The sequence below is a fragment of the Marinomonas sp. SBI8L genome, from assembly GCF_001624705.1.
Lineage (GTDB): Bacteria > Pseudomonadota > Gammaproteobacteria > Pseudomonadales > Marinomonadaceae > Marinomonas.
The window spans coordinates 270,738-286,996 of the sequence record NZ_JSEO01000006.1 but is presented as its reverse complement, the minus strand read 5'-3'; the positions used below and the strand labels follow the sequence as shown (position 1 = coordinate 286,996).

The 16,259-nt window shown below is 43.4% G+C and carries 4 protein-coding genes; all 4 read left to right on the top strand.

What is annotated here, in order from left to right; all coding sequences use genetic code 11:
• Nucleotides 1-11: 11 nt before the first annotated feature.
• The 4 genes from OA91_RS11570 to OA91_RS11555 are packed head-to-tail and all read left to right on the top strand — an operon-like array spanning nucleotide 12 to nucleotide 16,127.
• Nucleotides 12-9,704 (top strand): non-ribosomal peptide synthetase, encoded by a 9,693-nt coding sequence (locus tag OA91_RS11570; RefSeq protein WP_063338354.1) that lies wholly within the window; start codon nucleotides 12-14, stop codon nucleotides 9,702-9,704.
• The gene (locus tag OA91_RS11565) at nucleotides 9,701-13,768 is read left to right on the top strand and encodes a non-ribosomal peptide synthetase (RefSeq protein WP_063338353.1); all 4,068 of its coding nucleotides are present in this window, start codon (nucleotides 9,701-9,703) and stop codon (nucleotides 13,766-13,768) included. Before OA91_RS11570 ends, OA91_RS11565 begins: the two co-directional genes overlap by 4 nt.
• A 33-nt stretch (nucleotides 13,769-13,801) precedes the next feature.
• Nucleotides 13,802-15,511: a cyclic peptide export ABC transporter gene (locus tag OA91_RS11560; RefSeq protein ID WP_082827915.1), complete on the top strand. Its 1,710-nt coding sequence runs from the start codon at nucleotides 13,802-13,804 to the stop codon at nucleotides 15,509-15,511.
• A gap of 37 nt (nucleotides 15,512-15,548) precedes the next feature.
• A complete protein-coding gene (locus tag OA91_RS11555) occupies nucleotides 15,549-16,127 on the top strand; it encodes a nitroreductase family protein (protein WP_063338351.1) in 579 nt (192 codons plus the stop codon).
• The last annotated feature ends 132 nt before the right edge of the window (nucleotides 16,128-16,259 follow it).

Here is a 16,259-nt window from a genome sequence, read left to right as displayed (position 1 = left end):
TACTTTTTGATATGAAACAAACACGCTATTTAGACATCGCGAAACGTTTAGCGAGCCTTCCTAAAGAAAAAAGGCAATTATTTCGTGAAAAACTTGCCCAACAAGGTATTGATAGTTGGCAACTACCTATTGTACCGACAGAGCAATCGGGCACACAATTGTCATTGGCTCAGCAGCGCTTTTTAGTTGCAGAACAGATGTCAACTAGGGCGCTGTATAACCTTTGCTCGGTACTGCGATTTGATAATGGATTAAATATAGAGGCGTTAGAGCAAGCGATTACAGCCCTTGTGGAGCGCCATCAAGTATTACGCACTCGATACATTATGGATGACAGGGGAAGCTGGACACCTGAGGTGATGCCAGCACCTAGTTTATTATTAGCGCCAAAAGCCGTTTCTTTGGCGAATGATATGGCAGTGAAAAACTGGTATCAAACCCAATATGAGCAAGAACTTGAGGTGCCTTTTGACCTAGGTAATGAACTCCCCTTAAGAGTCGAGCTTTATCAAGTGTCCTTGGAAGATGAGTCCTTTGAAGATGTTTCTTTGAAAAATAGCTCTGAGACTGATGATAATGTGAGTTATTGGGTGTTCTTCACCATACATCATGTGGCCTTCGATGCTTGGTCATCTCAGCAGTTAAATCAGGAGCTTAGCTTACTTTATAGTGCTGCAGTAGACAGTAAGAGCACTCAGAGTGGTGCATTGCAATTACCTGAACTGGCGATTCAATATTCGGATTATGCCAGTTGGCAAGCTGAATGGCTGGAAGGGGATGATTATCAGCGCCAGTGTGATTATTGGAAGCAAAACTTAGAGGGAGCCCAAAGATCATTAGCTTTACCTTTTGACCGTACACGCAAACCCAATCATGAACGCAGTTATGCAGGTGCCGTGCAAGGGATTACCTTGCCCCATGAGTTTTCAGAGTCCCTACGAAAAAGGGTCAATGACACCAATAATACTCTGTATATTTATTTTCAAACGGCTTTTAGCTGGTTGTTATCAAGCTATAGCCAACAAACCGATTTTTGCTTTGGTAGCTCTGTTGCAAGCCGTGGTCGAGAAGAACTTAGACCCTTGGTCGGGCCTTTATTGAATACGCTCGTATTGCGCCAACAGTTGGATGATAATCCAAGTTTTGATGAGGCGTTGAAGAGCACTCAAACTGTGACAGCCGGTGCCTTTGATAATCAAGATTTACCGCTTGAGCAGTTACACGACTTACTTAAATCTGATGACGAAAAAGTAGCAGAAGCGGCCCAGTCTCTGTTTCAAGTCATGTTTGTCCATGTGGCATTGCCTGACAGTCAGAGTGTTAGCTTACCTGGTACACAAGTTGATATCATAGTGCCTGAGCAGCGACATGCACGCTTTGATTTAACCTTACGAGTATTAGAGCCATCAGGCGGCGATATTCGCCTTGAGATGGAATATAGCGCTGAGCTGTTTGATGCAAAAACAGTGACTCGTTTGCTTAATCACCTAGAAGAGATACTAGTACAGACCTTAGCTAAGCCAATGACACGTTTATCTGAGGTTGCATTGACATCAGGCTTAAGTCATCAACTTGGCGAGACCTTATCTAGCAAAGCTCAATTGATGAATCAGGTGATGAGGCATTGGTCCCAACCTGAACACAATGCACGTATTGCGCTCGATACTGGCAAGCAGCAAATTACCTATCAAGCACTTGATACAGTTGTAACAAACCTTGTGGTTCAGCTTAATCAAAAAGGCATCAAAAAAGGCGATAAAGTTGCGATCTTGATGCCAAGAGAAGCGCGTCAAATAGCCAGTTTACTTGCTTGTTGGCGTATAGGTGCCATTGCTTTGATGTTGGACCCAAGGCAGCCTGAGCAAAGACTTAAAGACTTGGTTGAAGAGTCAAATACCACTTTAGTGATTCACACCTTGTTGCCAAGTGATGCTTCTTACACTGAGCACACTGAGTGGTTATTAAATATCGAAAATGGGCAAAGTGAAGGTGTTTCTAGCCTTTCATTGGCCCCATGGAATGACTTAAAGGTACAAAGTGATGAGACTGATTCCGCTGATATCTCGGCTCTTGAGCTTGTTGCTGAGGGCATGGTCTTTGAAGATATTGCCCCTGAAGACATTGCTTACATTCTTTATACCTCTGGCTCAACAGGCAAACCAAAAGGTGTATTGGTTTCCCATGGAGCGCTAGCTCATTATTCAGCAGCTATTTCTCAAGCGATTCCTTCTGTCGAGGGTGGGCGTTGGTTAACGCTGGCGACCGTGGCAGCAGATTTGGGTTTAACCTCTGTGCTAGCAGCACTTTATCAGGGGCAAACCTTATTGCTACCAGAAGAAGAGCTTGCTTTTAATCCACCTGAATTAGCGGAATTTTTACGTCAGCATCCTGCGGATTATCTAAAAATTGTACCTTCACATTTGAAAGGTCTACTGAGTGTCTCTTCTCCAATTGACATATTGCCAAAGCGTGCCTTGATCAGTGGTGGTGAAGGGATGGATGAGGCCTTGTTAAATCAGCTTCATAGCCTTGCGCCAGACATGGCAGTCTTCAACCATTACGGCCCGAGTGAAACTACGGTCGGCGTGAGTTATATCGAACTGAATGATCGAATTACTGACTCTTTTGAAGGGATGAGTTCGGTTGCGCCTTTAGGTCGAGCTTTACCTGAATCTTGTTTGGAAATTCGCTCTGAAAATGGCGTTTTATTACCTCAAGGGGCAATGGGTGAACTTTGTATTAGCGGTCCGCAACTGGCTAACGGCTACTTTGTAAAAGGGGATGCTCAAGCTCAAACCGCATCTAAGGATTTGAATGCAGTTTTTGTAGAAAGTGCTGCTAGCTCTTCAAAGAGCGCCACAAATCAAAGATATTACCGAACAGGTGATAGAGCTCGCCTTAATAATCAAGGGGTGTTTGAGTACCTTGGCCGATTAGATGATCAAATTAAGCGACGTGGTTATCGTTTAGAGTTAGGTGAAGTCAGTGGTTGGCTGCAAGTTCAGGCTGAGGTTTCCCTAGCTTCTGCGCTTGTGCTTGAACGCAATGAACGTACCTTATTAATTGCAGCCATTGAACTCTCCAATACGCACATAAGCACAGATGCCAATGAGAGTAAATTGGCCAATGAATTATTGGTTCGTATGAAGGCTGCCATGCCTGACTATATGGTGCCTGATCATTTAGTTTTTGTAGACAAGATAGCGCTTAACGCGAACGGCAAAATAGATCGTCAAAAAGTGACTGATCAAACGTCTTTTCAATTAGAAAGGCTTCAATTAGGCAAGCTTGGACTGGAAGAGCAACAAAATAAGCCATCATCCACTGATACAGCAATGCAAAGTGATGCTTTGCAGATGAATGCTAACCAAACCTTATTAGCGAACATTTGGTGTCAATTGCTTGGAACCGATGCGGTTGCTTTAGATGATGATTTCTATGCGCTAGGTGGCGATTCGATTCTAAGTCTTCAGCTTATTGGTTTAGCACGACAGCAAGGTGCTGTATTGACGCCGCTTAATGTGATGAAGCATCGAACCTTGAGGGCAATGGCATCTTGTCTTCCATTACCTGAAGCGAATGTTGAAGACTCAGTGGTAGATCCAGTGGCTATCAAGTTGAGAGATTTATACCGAGATATTTTGGGTAAAGCAGAGCTCGATCATAATGCCGATTTTTATCAAGCCGGTGGTGACTCCATCCTGAGTTTGCAATTAATTGCTCGTGCTCGAACTGCAGGGGTGACTTTGTCTCCTAAATTATTGGCGCAGCATAAAACGCCAATGGCTTTGGCTAATGTATTGTCTGACGCTGCTTCTGATAAGGGTGAAACTGCCAAAGACGCTGCTATTGCTTCAATAGATAAGAACCAAGTAGATAAGAGCCAAAAGGCTTCTTCTTTGCAGCAAACTTCGTTTAAACGAGTTGATAGAAACCAACCTCAGCCTTTATCAGATGCGCAAAAACGTATCTGGTTTATGCAGCAAATTGCGCCAGACAGCAGTGCTTGGAATGTAATGCAACGCTTGTCTATCAAGGGTGAGCTGGACCTTAAAGCGCTAGAAGTCGCCTGTCATGCCATTATGAATAAGCATGACATTCTACGTACAAGCTTTATCAGTCAAGATGATCAAGTTGTGCAGCAGGTACTGCCAATTGAGCAAGTAATGAATCAAGTTGATTCTCCTTTTACCTGTCATCAAGTGTCTTACGCTAGTTTGGATAACTTGGTTGAAGAGAAGGAAAATCGCGTATTTGATTTAGAAGCGGGCTTATTATGGTCCTTGGATGTCTTTTGCTTGCCGGGTACTGATTCTCTTCCTGAGTATCAGCTTTTGATCAATATTCATCATATTGCGACAGATGGTTGGTCAATGGGCTTGTTAGTACAAGAGTTCCTCGCTTTTTACTCGCAAAGCCTTGCAGGTCATTCAGTTGAGCTGCTTGAGTCTAGTCAATCAGAAGGCACTACCTATATTGATTGGGTTGGTTCCAAACAAGCAGAACAAACCTCTGACGTTGAGTCTTACTGGCTTGAACGTTTAACAGAAATGCCGCAAACGATTTCATTGGCGACAGATTATGCTTATCCAGAAGTGCAAACAGATAATGGTGCCCGAGTAGAAGGTGTTATACCGACTGAGTTAATCGCCCAATTAGATCAGAAAGCGCAAGACTTAAACGTTACCCCATTCCAATTATTGTTTGCCGCATGGAAGCTTTTGTTATGGCGTTATAGTGGTCAAGATGATTTTGCCGTTGGTGTGCCTGTTTCTGGCCGAGATGATTCACAGACTCAGAATATGGTCGGTGTTTTTATCAATACCATGGTGTGTCGCAGTCAAATTGATGCCAGTTTGCCATTAGATGAGTGGTTAGTTGCGACAGCGACTCGCACCATGGAAGACCTTAACGAATCGATTCCGTTAGAGCGCTTACTTGAGATTATGCAGCCAGAACGTAATATGGCGCGACCTGCATTGTTCCAAACACTTTTTAATTATCAAGTGGATACAAAAGGGCAAAGAAAGCTTGCTTTACCTGGTTTAGCCATCGAAGCCATAGAGCAAACGCATATCAGCAGTAAAAGCGAGCTGAGTTTGAATCTGTTCCGCCAAGGCAGTCTTGGGGTTCAGCTTGAATACAATCGAGATGTATTTTCTGAAGCGACAGTGGCACAGATTTTTGAAGACTATCAAGCTGTTATCTCTCAAATGGTGGGTGTTGATGGAGCTGTGAGAAAAGCGCTACATGAATTACAACTGCCTTCTATGGCACAAGGCCAAGCGCAAGGTGCTGTTTACTCAGTAAACTCGCAAGATGCTTTCATTCAACGTTTTGAAGTCCAAGTTGAAGAGACGCCAGATGCATTAGCCTTACAGGCTTGTGATAGAGAACTGTCTTATCGTGAGTTAAACCATGAGGCAAATCGTTTAGCCCATTGGCTAATAGGGCAAGGTGTGAGAAAAAATGGCTTATCTGAGCCCTTATCTGAACCTTTAGTCGCACTTTGCTTGCCAAGAAATAGTCAGCTTTTAGTGGCTCTTTTAGCTATTCAAAAAGCCGGTGCAGCCTATGTGCCACTCGATCCAGCTCAACCAAAAGCACGTTTATCTATGATAGCTGAGCGTTCGGGTGCAACACTTTGTTTATGTGACAGCACCACGATTCAGACATTCGAAGCCTTAGACGTTGAGAGTTTAACTCCGATTAGTTTGGATGCTCTCACTGAAGAATTATCGACACAATCTAATCTTAATACCGAGCTAGTCGTGCCGGAGCAGTCTCTTGCTTACACCCTATATACATCGGGTTCGACTGGTGTGCCAAAAGGAGTGCAGCTTGAGCGTCGTCAATTTGCGAACTTTTTGCGAGCGATGGAGCGTGTTTTACCGCCTTTCAAGAAAGTATTGGCACTCACCACAATTACCTTTGATATTGCAGGACTAGAGCTTTTCTTACCGCTTGCCAATGGGGCCGCTGTTATTTTGGCTGATGAGGACGCGCGTCGTGATGGGGAGCAAATTGGTCGCTTAATAATAGAGCATGATATTGATTTGATACAGGCAACGCCGTCTGGTTGGCGCTTGTTAGATGAGGTGTCGGATGATGCATTATCTAATGTCGTGGCGCTCGCGGGTGGTGAGGCATTAGACAGTGAGTTGGCAAGCAAGCTAAAACGTCAATGTCGAGATTTGATTAATGTCTATGGACCAACAGAAACGACAGTTTGGTCATCCTCTTACTTGGTACAAGATACATCTTTGCCACTGACACCCATTGGCGCACCTTTGTTGAATAATGATTTGCATGTACTGGATGCGCAATTACAACCTGTTCCACAGGGTGTCATTGGTGAGTTGTATATTGCAGGGGAAGGCGTTGCTCGTGGTTATCAAGGGCAAGCGGATTTAACCGCAGAACGCTTTTTACCAAATCCATTTGGTGATGGTGGTCGCTTGTATCGCACTGGTGATCTGGTTAAATACTTGGCAGATGGCACCTTGTACTTTGTTGGACGAGTGGATCAGCAGGTGAAGTTAAGAGGATTTAGAATTGAGCTGGGTGATATTGAGGCCGCACTTTTAACTAATCCAAATATTAAACAAGCTGCCGTTACCATTGAAAAAGAAAGACTGATTGCTTGGTGTGTTGCCGTGCCTACTTCAGAGCCTAGCTCAGAGTCGGATTCTCATTCAGCTGTTGAGTCCTCAGAAACCATCAAGAAACTACAAGCGGATTTAGCCTTAATTTTGCCAGAGTACATGTTGCCACAAGGCTATGAATGGCTATCGTCTTTGCCGTTAAATGCCAGTGGCAAAGTGGATAGGAATGCACTCTCGAAACGTGAGCTTTCTGCCACAAGCCAGTTTGGTTTAAATGAGGTAAGTGAGAAAGCGTTAAATGATCAAGCTGAGCAAGTTTTGACCCAATACGAAGTCATTGTCAGTGATATTTGGACGGCGTTACTGAACTTAGAGGCAGTAAATAAGCAAGATCACTTTTTCAATCTTGGTGGTCATTCACTGATGGCTGCACAGGTGCGTTCTCGTTTACGTGCTCAAGGTTATGACGTATCGCTGAAGACTTTGTTTGAAACACCTATTTTGAGCGAGTTAGCAAAGCACCTGTCTTTGCTTTCGCATCATGTTTCTGATCAGTCTATCCCATTAATACAACGTCAAGAAAAGATGCCATTATCAGATGCACAGCGTCGCCTTTGGTTTATGCAACAACTGAAGAAAAATGATGCAAGCTTCAATATGAGTAGTGTGGTCGAGCTGGCGCTTCAATTAGACGACAAACCGCAAGGTAAGTCAGAAGCCGAACTAGGAAAAACAGTAACTAATGGACTGAATACGGATGCAATTCAAGCAGCGCTTTATGCTGTTGCAGAGCGCCACGAAATTTTACGCGTTACCTACCATGCGGATGCCAATGGCGAAGGGTATCAGCGTGTTGATTCTGATTTAACACCTGCTTTTTCTGTTGTTGACCTGACTGCTGAAGGTCCTGTTCAACGTGAAGTGATAGTGGGTGATTTGATCCTTGAAGCATCAAATACGCCATTTGATTTAACTGCTGAAAGCCCTTTACGACTTGTACTCTACAAACTAAGTGAAAGCCGTTGGTTAGTACAGCTGGTGCAGCATCATATTGCCTCAGACGGTTGGTCAATGGCTTTGCTGATTAATGGTCTAATTGAGGCTTATCAGCAAGCTATTCAGGGCCAAAGTGTGGCTTTAGCAAGCTTGCCTGTTCAATATTTGGATTACGCCGCTTGGCAAGGCAGCGAAGAGGTCAGTGCCAAACAAGAAGCTGGACTAGGCTACTGGCGTCGCCACCTGACGGGGATGCCAGAGCAATTGGCGCTACCTTTAGACCGCTCTCGTACTGCAACCGCTGGAGACCAGGGGGGCGCGGTAGATTTGCTTATTCCTGAGGCATTAACCGCATCGCTTAATCAGTTAGCGAATGAGCAAGGTTGCTCCTTGTTTATGCTGCTGATGGCCGCTTATACGGCGCAACTGCATCTAGAAACAGGATCACAGGATATCGTAATGGGAACAGATGTTGCCAACCGTGATCATGGCGATACGGAGAACATTATTGGCTTCTTCGTCAACCTAATCGCACTGCGTATGAAGCCTAATTCAATGCAATCTTTCGAAGATTACCTACAGCAGGTTCGTCAAGTTTGCCTTGAAGGTTTTAGCTATCAAGATATTCCATTTGATCGTGTTGTTGAAGCGGTACAGCCTGCCCGTATACAGGGAAGTCACCCACTAATACAAGCGCTGTTAGTGATGCAAAATACACCTAATGCACGACAGGATTTAGGTGATTTACAAGTCACACCAAGAATGAATGTTCAACAGCATTCTAAATTTGATATGGCTTTGTTTGCCAGTGAAGAAGCGACGACTAAGGGAGAGCAGCTGGCATTACGCTGGGTGTATCGAACGTCACTTTTCGACGCGTCGACAATGGAGCGTTTAGGCCGTGATTTACTCGCCTTGCTTGAGAATATTGTCAAAAACATCAATGTGCCTCTTCTGTCTTTAAAACGAAGTGCTTTAACAAAAAATGCAGATGGTAACCCTAATATGGACACAAAATCTCCAACAAAACGTAAGCTAAACAAGCTTAGTAAAATGAAAAAAACCAAAGCGGCGCCAGCGGTGAAAGTGCCTCTTGTGAGTACTCGCCCCTTAAATGATGACGCACCTTTTCCTTTGTTAGTGGAGTGCAATGAAAAAGGTCTTGATCCTAATGTATGGGCACAAGCTAACCAAGCTCTGATTATGGAATGGTTAGAAGTGCATGGTGGTATCGTATTCCGTGGCTTCAATTTGCCAACACCCGTTGAGTTTGAGCGTTTCTGCGAGGGGATTTACCCAGAGTTATTTGGACAATACGGGGATCTTCCAAAGAAAGAAGTGGGTGAGAAAATCTATCAGTCGACACCTTATCCAAATGATCAAATGATCATGTTCCATAACGAAAGTTCTCATCAGCATAAGTGGCCTCGTCGACAATGGTTCTACTGTGAGATTGCGGCTGAATCAGGCGGTTGTACGCCGATTGTGGATTGCCGTGCCCTATACCAAAAATTACCAGAAGCTGTGCGTAAGAAGCTTCAAGAAAAACAGCTTAAATATGTCCGTAATTTTAGTGGCTTGGATGTGAGTTGGCAGCATTTCTTTAAGACAGAAGATCGCGCTCAGGTTGAAGCTATTTGTCGTGAGGGCAATATCGAATTTGAATGGTATGGAGAAGATACTTTACGTATTAGTCAGGTATGTCCTGCTGTGATCAGCCATCCTGTGACGGGTGAAATGAGCTTTTTTAATCAAATACAGTTGCACCATTATAGCTTCTTGGAGGCCGATATTCGTGAGCATTTCTTGTCTGTTGCAGGAGAAGAAGGTTTACCTCGCAATGTTTATTACGGAGATGGTGAACCATTAGAGCAAGCAACCGTTGATTTAATTAGCGAGTTATACGAAGCCAATGCGGTGCGTTTCGATTGGCGTCATGGTGATGTTGTTATGTTGGATAATATGTTGGCAGCTCATGCTAGAGACCCGTTTGAAGGGACACGTAAAATGGCCGTTGCTATGGGGGATATTTACCATAGAGAGCAGCTAGAAGAAAAGGTAAATGCTGAGGCCCAAACTCAGATTAAGGAAGAAGCATTATGAGCTACGACAATAATCAAGCGGGTGTCGCACTTACTTACCAACAAAGTCTTATAGTGAAGGGTGATGAGTCGCCAAAATATAGACGCTTCTGGTTAAATCTTGGGGATGCTGTCGCAGATGAGGTTGAATCACGTCTTCGTATCTTGGTGGAACACCAGCAAGCTTTAACGACAGATTTTAGTATACCTGAGGGTTTCAATGTCTTGCGTCAACAGGTTCAGGCGGCGCGTGTAAATTGGTCTCTTGTTCAAAATGATGATGTTAATAATGGCATTATTAATGGTGACATTAACAAGAGCGCATCGGCTGACAAAACAGTACAACTCGAAGTGAAAGCTGAGCAAGCTTTTGCAGCAGAGAAACCGCATTTATTGGCTTGGTTTGTGCAAACTTCAGAATGGGAAGATAGCCAAAATAGATTACTTCTCATTGGTTCAGAACTTGTGCTGGATGAAGGGACGGCAGCGCGTATTCGTGAAGTGCTAATAGGTGATCGTGAAGCGGATATTGAGCCAGAAATGCAGTATTTAGATTATGCAAACTGGATTAATGAACTACAAGAAGATGAAGATGCGGCGGATGCCGTGTCTTTCTGGAAAGGCTTTCAGTGGCAGGATCTGCCTGGTATTGAGCTGAACGAACGTCTAGCCAGTTTTGACAGAAATCTAGAGAAAAGCGTTGAAGGAAAAACAGAAAGCAAAGCAGCAAGTGTGCGAGTGCCTTTCTCCCGGGAAATGCAAGATCTTCTAGCGCAAAAAGCTGAGACAATGGAGGTTGAACCTCAAACAATTGGGTTAATCACTTGGGCCGCATTATTGCAAAGAGTCAGTGGTCGAGAGCAATTCCAACTTAGTCATTATCATGATTGTCGAGACGATTATGAAGAGCTAGACGATTGCTTTGGCTTGGTGCAGCAGAGACTGCCTGTGCCTTTCTACGATATCTCTGCAATGAGCTTGGAAAAAGCACTCATGGGCTTTCAGCCTTTATTAGATGAGCAGGCTGAATATCAAGAATATGTGCAACAGGTGTCTGAGACTATCGTTAATGCCTATTCAGTGAATTTTCAATTTGTGACGCAAGCTAGCCTTGGGAATCTTGAAACTAGCGCGTACCTGCCTAAAGGGGATGCATTACAACTACAGCTTGTTGCCACAGAAAGTGGGGCTGGTGAATGGATTCTGACGTATGATGAGAGCAAATACAGCGCCTTATCTATGGTTCGTTTAGTAGAAAGATTACCTGTCATGCTGGAGCAAGCTTTGAGTGCGCCAAATGAGCCTTTGGGTTGCTTGAACGCATTACTTGAGAGTGAGCAAAACGCACTTGTTAGCTCTTATGTACATGATGTTGATAATAAAGCACATGACCTGACATTAGGTTTAGTTGAGAGCATCCGTCAACATGCCTCACATAATCCAGATGCGCCAGCGTTAAGAGAGGGGGATAGCTTATTAAGTTATGCAGATTTAGATCGCCAAAGTGATCTTGTTGCAACGAATTTAGTAAGAGTGGGAGTAAAAACAGAAACAGTTGTCGCCTTGTGCTTGCCTCGTAGCGCTGAGCTGGTTCTTGCTATGTTAGCTGTGTTGAAATCAGGCGCTGCGTATTTGCCGATTGATCCTGAGTTAGCTAAGGCACGTATCGAAAGTATTTTGAACGATGCTAAAGCCGTTGTGATTGTCACATCTGATGTAGCTCAGAGCAATTTAGATCAGGCAGTTAAAGCCTCTGCTGATGTCTTACTCAAAGAAGGGCATGAAAGTGAAGTGATGGCTTGGTCTCAGCTTGTTACAGAAATACCTTATGAAGAGACTGTCGCACTCACTGATATATTGTCGCTTACTTTAGCGAATCTAAAACCCAGTAATCTTGCCTATTTGTTATATACCTCTGGTTCAACAGGGAAGCCAAAAGGCGTTCAAGTCACCCATGAAAATATTCTTCACTATAGTCAATCTGCGATTAGGGCATTAGAGCTACCTAAAGAAGGGCACTATGGTCTTGTTTCTTCTTTGATGGCGGATTTAGGCAATACCATGTTGTTTCCTGCTTGGTTACAGGGTGGATGTGTGCATCTTATTGGGCGTGAAGAAAGTACCGACGCTACCGCTTTGGCCAAGTATTATGAACAGTCTCCACTTGATTGTCTGAAAATTGTCCCTTCTCATCTATCAGCGTTATTGAGTGGTTCTGATGCGAGTGTTTTATTACCTAAACAAGTTTTAGTACTAGGTGGTGAGCGAATCAGTGATGGCCTTTTGTCACAATTAAAAACGTATCAAGATGATGAATTAATGAGCTGCAAGCTGTTTAACCACTATGGCCCGACCGAAACGACAGTAGGGGTATTGTGGAATGAAGTTGATTTAGATACGGGTGATGCTGCTCTTGGGGGGGTTATGGGTGATACGCAAGTTTACCTTTTAGATCAGTCAATGACCCCTGTGATATCTGGACAAGTTGGTGAGCTGTATATTGCTGGGTCTAACCTAAGTCGAGGTTATTTGAATGCCTCTGACCTTACTTCGGACCGTTATCTTCCAAACCCCTTTGTTGCTGGTGGACGTTTTTATCAATCGGGTGATCTTGCCATGCGTCGCGCAGATGGCAGTATTGATATTCTTGGTAGAGCGGATCAGCAGGTTAAAATTCGGGGATTTCGTTTGGAGTTGGAAGAAATTGAATCACTTCTAGCATCTCATCAAACTGTCCAGCACAGCTCAGTATTACTACAAGGAGAGGAGGATCAAGCGCATTTAGTCGCCTTTGCTGTACCTTATGTGGGCGGAGTTCTAGATGAAGAGAGCCTTAAAGCTTGGTTGGCAGAACAGCTGCCTGATTATATGGTACCGACTCAGTTAATTGGCGTTAAATACTTGCCTTTGAATGCGAATGGCAAAGTGGATAGGCACAATTTGTTAGAGCAAGCGCGACAAAAATCTCTTCGTACTTATGTTGCACCTCGTAATGATATTGAGCAAACACTCTGCGAGTTATGGCAAGAGATTTTGCAGCAACCTAGTATCAGTGTGACAGATAAGTTTTTTGATATTGGTGGTCACTCCCTTGCTGCGATTAAAGTGGTTGCTCGTATGAGACAAATTTTTGCTCAGGAGTTCCCAACAGATTTACTGTTTCGTAAACAAAGTGTTGAAGCACTTGCTGAGTTTATCAGTGAAGCATCAAGTCATGAAAAGACCTCTGAATCTCGCCTAGTAGAAATAAGTCGCAGTGAAGAGTCTGACGTTTCAATTGTGGTGATGCATTCCCATGGTGGTCATGTGAACTACTATGAGCCACTTTTTGAAAACTTAACAGGCAAGGCCAACATTTACGGTGTCTTGTCTAATCCTGAGCTGTTATCAAGTGCAGAGGAAAGTGATTTTGAAAACCTCATGGATGATTATGTTCAGCAGTTTAAGGCCCTAAAAGGTGAAAAAATTGTATTGGCAGGTTGGAGTTTAGCCGCTCGTCATATGATGCTTTTAACCCACAGGTTACAAGCAGAAGGGTTTGATATTAAGGCTGTTTCTATTATTGATTATGACCCATTGCAAACCTTAGATAATCAAGATGATGACCTTGTACAGATAAAAGCCGATTTAGAGCACTACCTCGCAATTCATAATGGGCATTATGATGCGAAAAAACTCGATCTTTTAGTTAATGATTTAACAACAAAAGCATCCGCTACTGCTGATTATAAGCATGTGCTTAAAGAAGCCCTTGATAACCCTGATGTTCAACAGTTACTAGGAGAGGAGTTACCAACGGATTGGGTTTATCAGACTGTGTTGCAGCGCTGGGTTCTGAAAAAAATCTTCTATGCACAAGCTATTCCAGTTGTTAATGTGCCGCTTTGGGTTTGGTGCAGTGATAATAATATCTCAGGAATAGACGCATGGTGTGCCTTTACTTCAGATAAAGTCATAGGAAACAATATCTTGTCAGATCATTTTAGTATTTTGTTTTCAAACGAAATGGCGCAGCAATTGCTGATATTAGTTGATGAGATTCAGCTAACTAAGCCTGTTAACGATTTAGAAAAAGAGAGTGCCTAATGTTGGTATACAGAGGAGAGTTTTAAGGTGGAGATGATTAAACAGCTGTTGGCACAGTCTCGTCGTACTATGTTATTGGCCATTGTTGCCAGTGCTTTAAGTGCTGTGGCAGGGGTCATGATTATTGGTGGTGTGAATCATGCCTTGGAACATGGCTTTGAATCTTTGACAAATACTGTCATTGCTTATGTTGTTATGGTCGCCATTTTGTTTATGAGTGGTGTTTGGTCTCAATCTTTATTAGTCGGATTGGGTCACCGCATGGTGTATCAGTTACGCTTGCAACTTGTTAGGCGGATTCTAAATACCTCATTAGAGCGTCAGGAGCAGCTTGGAGGGCCCGCTCTCTATAACGTTCTAACACGAGATGTCACCATGGTGGCTAATGCGACCAAGCAATTACCTATTTCACTCTACAATGGCCTTTTGTTATTGGCAGGCATTAGTTATTTGGCTTGGCTTTCGCCTTTATTGTTTCTTTGTACCCTTGTATTGGTTGCCTTGGGAGTCTGGGGTGACTTTAAGTTAGTGGGGCGTACTAAGGTCATGATGGCGGATGTGCGTCGTTATGATGAACGTCTCTTTGAACAATATGAGGCTGTGATTGAGGGTCGTAATGAATTGGGCTTAAGCCAACCAAGGCGTCAGCATTTATTTGATAAACGCTTCGAACCTGCGGCAAAAGGCGCAATGGATACGGCTGTTAAAGCGGATCTATTGTGGGCGATTAACTTAAATTGGACCACAGTACTTGTGTTCGGTTTGATTGGTTTGGCCTTTTTCTTGGGCATGACTCAGGCATCTATCACACAGGATGTGGTGGTTGGTTATGTACTGACAACCATGTTTTTACGTACACCCATCGCCATGATTCTTGAAGCGATTCCTTCAGTAATTCGAGGAACGGTTGCCCTTAAAGCGATTGATAAACTGAAGCTTGCTGATGCTGCTTATATAGAAACAGAAAAAGAAGTAGAAAAAGAAAGCGGTGTAGAGGAGCCTGTCGTACAAGCTAAGTTTGAGTCTCTGACCTTGGTTAATGCTTGCTATCAATATCCAAGTCAGGGAGAAGAAACTGGATTTACCTTGGGGCCAGCGAATTTAGAGCTAAATCGAGGAGAGTTGATCTTTTTAGTTGGAGGTAATGGTAGTGGTAAGTCTACATTAGCCAAGTTACTAACGGGCTTGTATTTGCCGACAGACGGTCTTGTTAAGTTTAACCAAGAGCCAGTTACTTCTGGCAATGTTGCCAATTATCGCAGCTGTTTCTCGACTATTTTCCCGAACTTCTTTCTATTTGATGATGTGTTAGATGGCTCACATAAAGCAAATTCAGGTAACCATGATAATGATTACTTTAAAGAAAGGGTCGATTACTACTTAAAGCGTTTAGCCATAGATCATAAGGTGAGTATTGAGAAAGGTAAGCTATCTACGACCTCTTTGTCTCAGGGACAACGTAAGCGTTTGGCGTTACTCTTAATGTATATGGAAGATAGACAGGTGCTCTTGCTGGATGAATGGGCAGCAGATCAGGATCCAGTATTTCGAGATGTTTTCTACAGAGAAATTTTACCTGAGTTGAAAGCAGCAGGAAAAACCATTATTGCTATTAGCCATGATGATCGTTATTTTGATGCCGCTGATAAAGTGTATCGATTGGATCGAGGTTGTATTAGTGCGTTTGATCTCAAAACGGACTCTTTATTTCACACTCCAATTGAAAAAACAGCAACAGCTTAAAGAAAAGTATAAAAGTCTATGAGGAAGAAAGTTATAAATGGATGCTATTGATACACTCATGAGTCGTCGCTCATATGCTCGTGGTAACCTTGCTGCACCTGCGCCAGATAAGGCGCAAATTGAAACCATACTGCAAGCGGCGATGACAGTGCCTGATCATGGAAATTTAAAACCCTGGCGATTTATCCTAGTGCAAGGACAGGGGATTCAAGATCTGTCTATGTTGGTGAAAGAGAAATACTCAGCCAGTATGTCAAAAGAGCATCTTGACGCTTTTGTAGAGGAGATCGCCGCAGTACCCATGATGATCTTTGTGTGTTCTGACCTTACTTTAGAGCATCATGTGCCAGTGTTGGACCAACAGCTTTCAGGTGCAGCGGCTTGTGAACATATATTGTTGGCGGCACATGCACTTGGTTTTGCTGGGATTTGGCATACTCTAGAGTCTGATGATGCATTACGTTATCTTCTCAATTTAAAAGAGAAAGATGAGGTTTTAGGCGTGTTGTCTATTGGTACACCGAAGAAAACATCTAGGGCCAAGCGACAAGCCTTTTCTGACTTTACTCAAACATGGGACATTGAAAACGGGTTAACAGCTTGGAAGCGCGTTTAGATTTTCTTGTTCTTATCGTTTAATTAATATGATGCACGCTAAAGAATTTAGAGTGCATCATGATTTTCTTTTCAAAAAACGTGTTAAACATTGGCATTGGCCTCTGTTCGAACAAGGTCACTCTTTTATCAA

What these genes read in the sequence shown, in the direction of transcription:
- OA91_RS11560 (WP_082827915.1), top strand. Translation starts at nt 13,802, where the DNA reads ATGATTAAACAGCTGTTGGCACAGTCTCGTCGTACTATGTTATTGGCC.
- OA91_RS11555 (WP_063338351.1), top strand. Translation starts at nt 15,549, where the DNA reads ATGGATGCTATTGATACACTCATGAGTCGTCGCTCATATGCTCGTGGT.
- OA91_RS11570 (WP_063338354.1), top strand. Translation starts at nt 12, where the DNA reads ATGAAACAAACACGCTATTTAGACATCGCGAAACGTTTAGCGAGCCTT.
- OA91_RS11565 (WP_063338353.1), top strand. Translation starts at nt 9,701, where the DNA reads ATGAGCTACGACAATAATCAAGCGGGTGTCGCACTTACTTACCAACAA.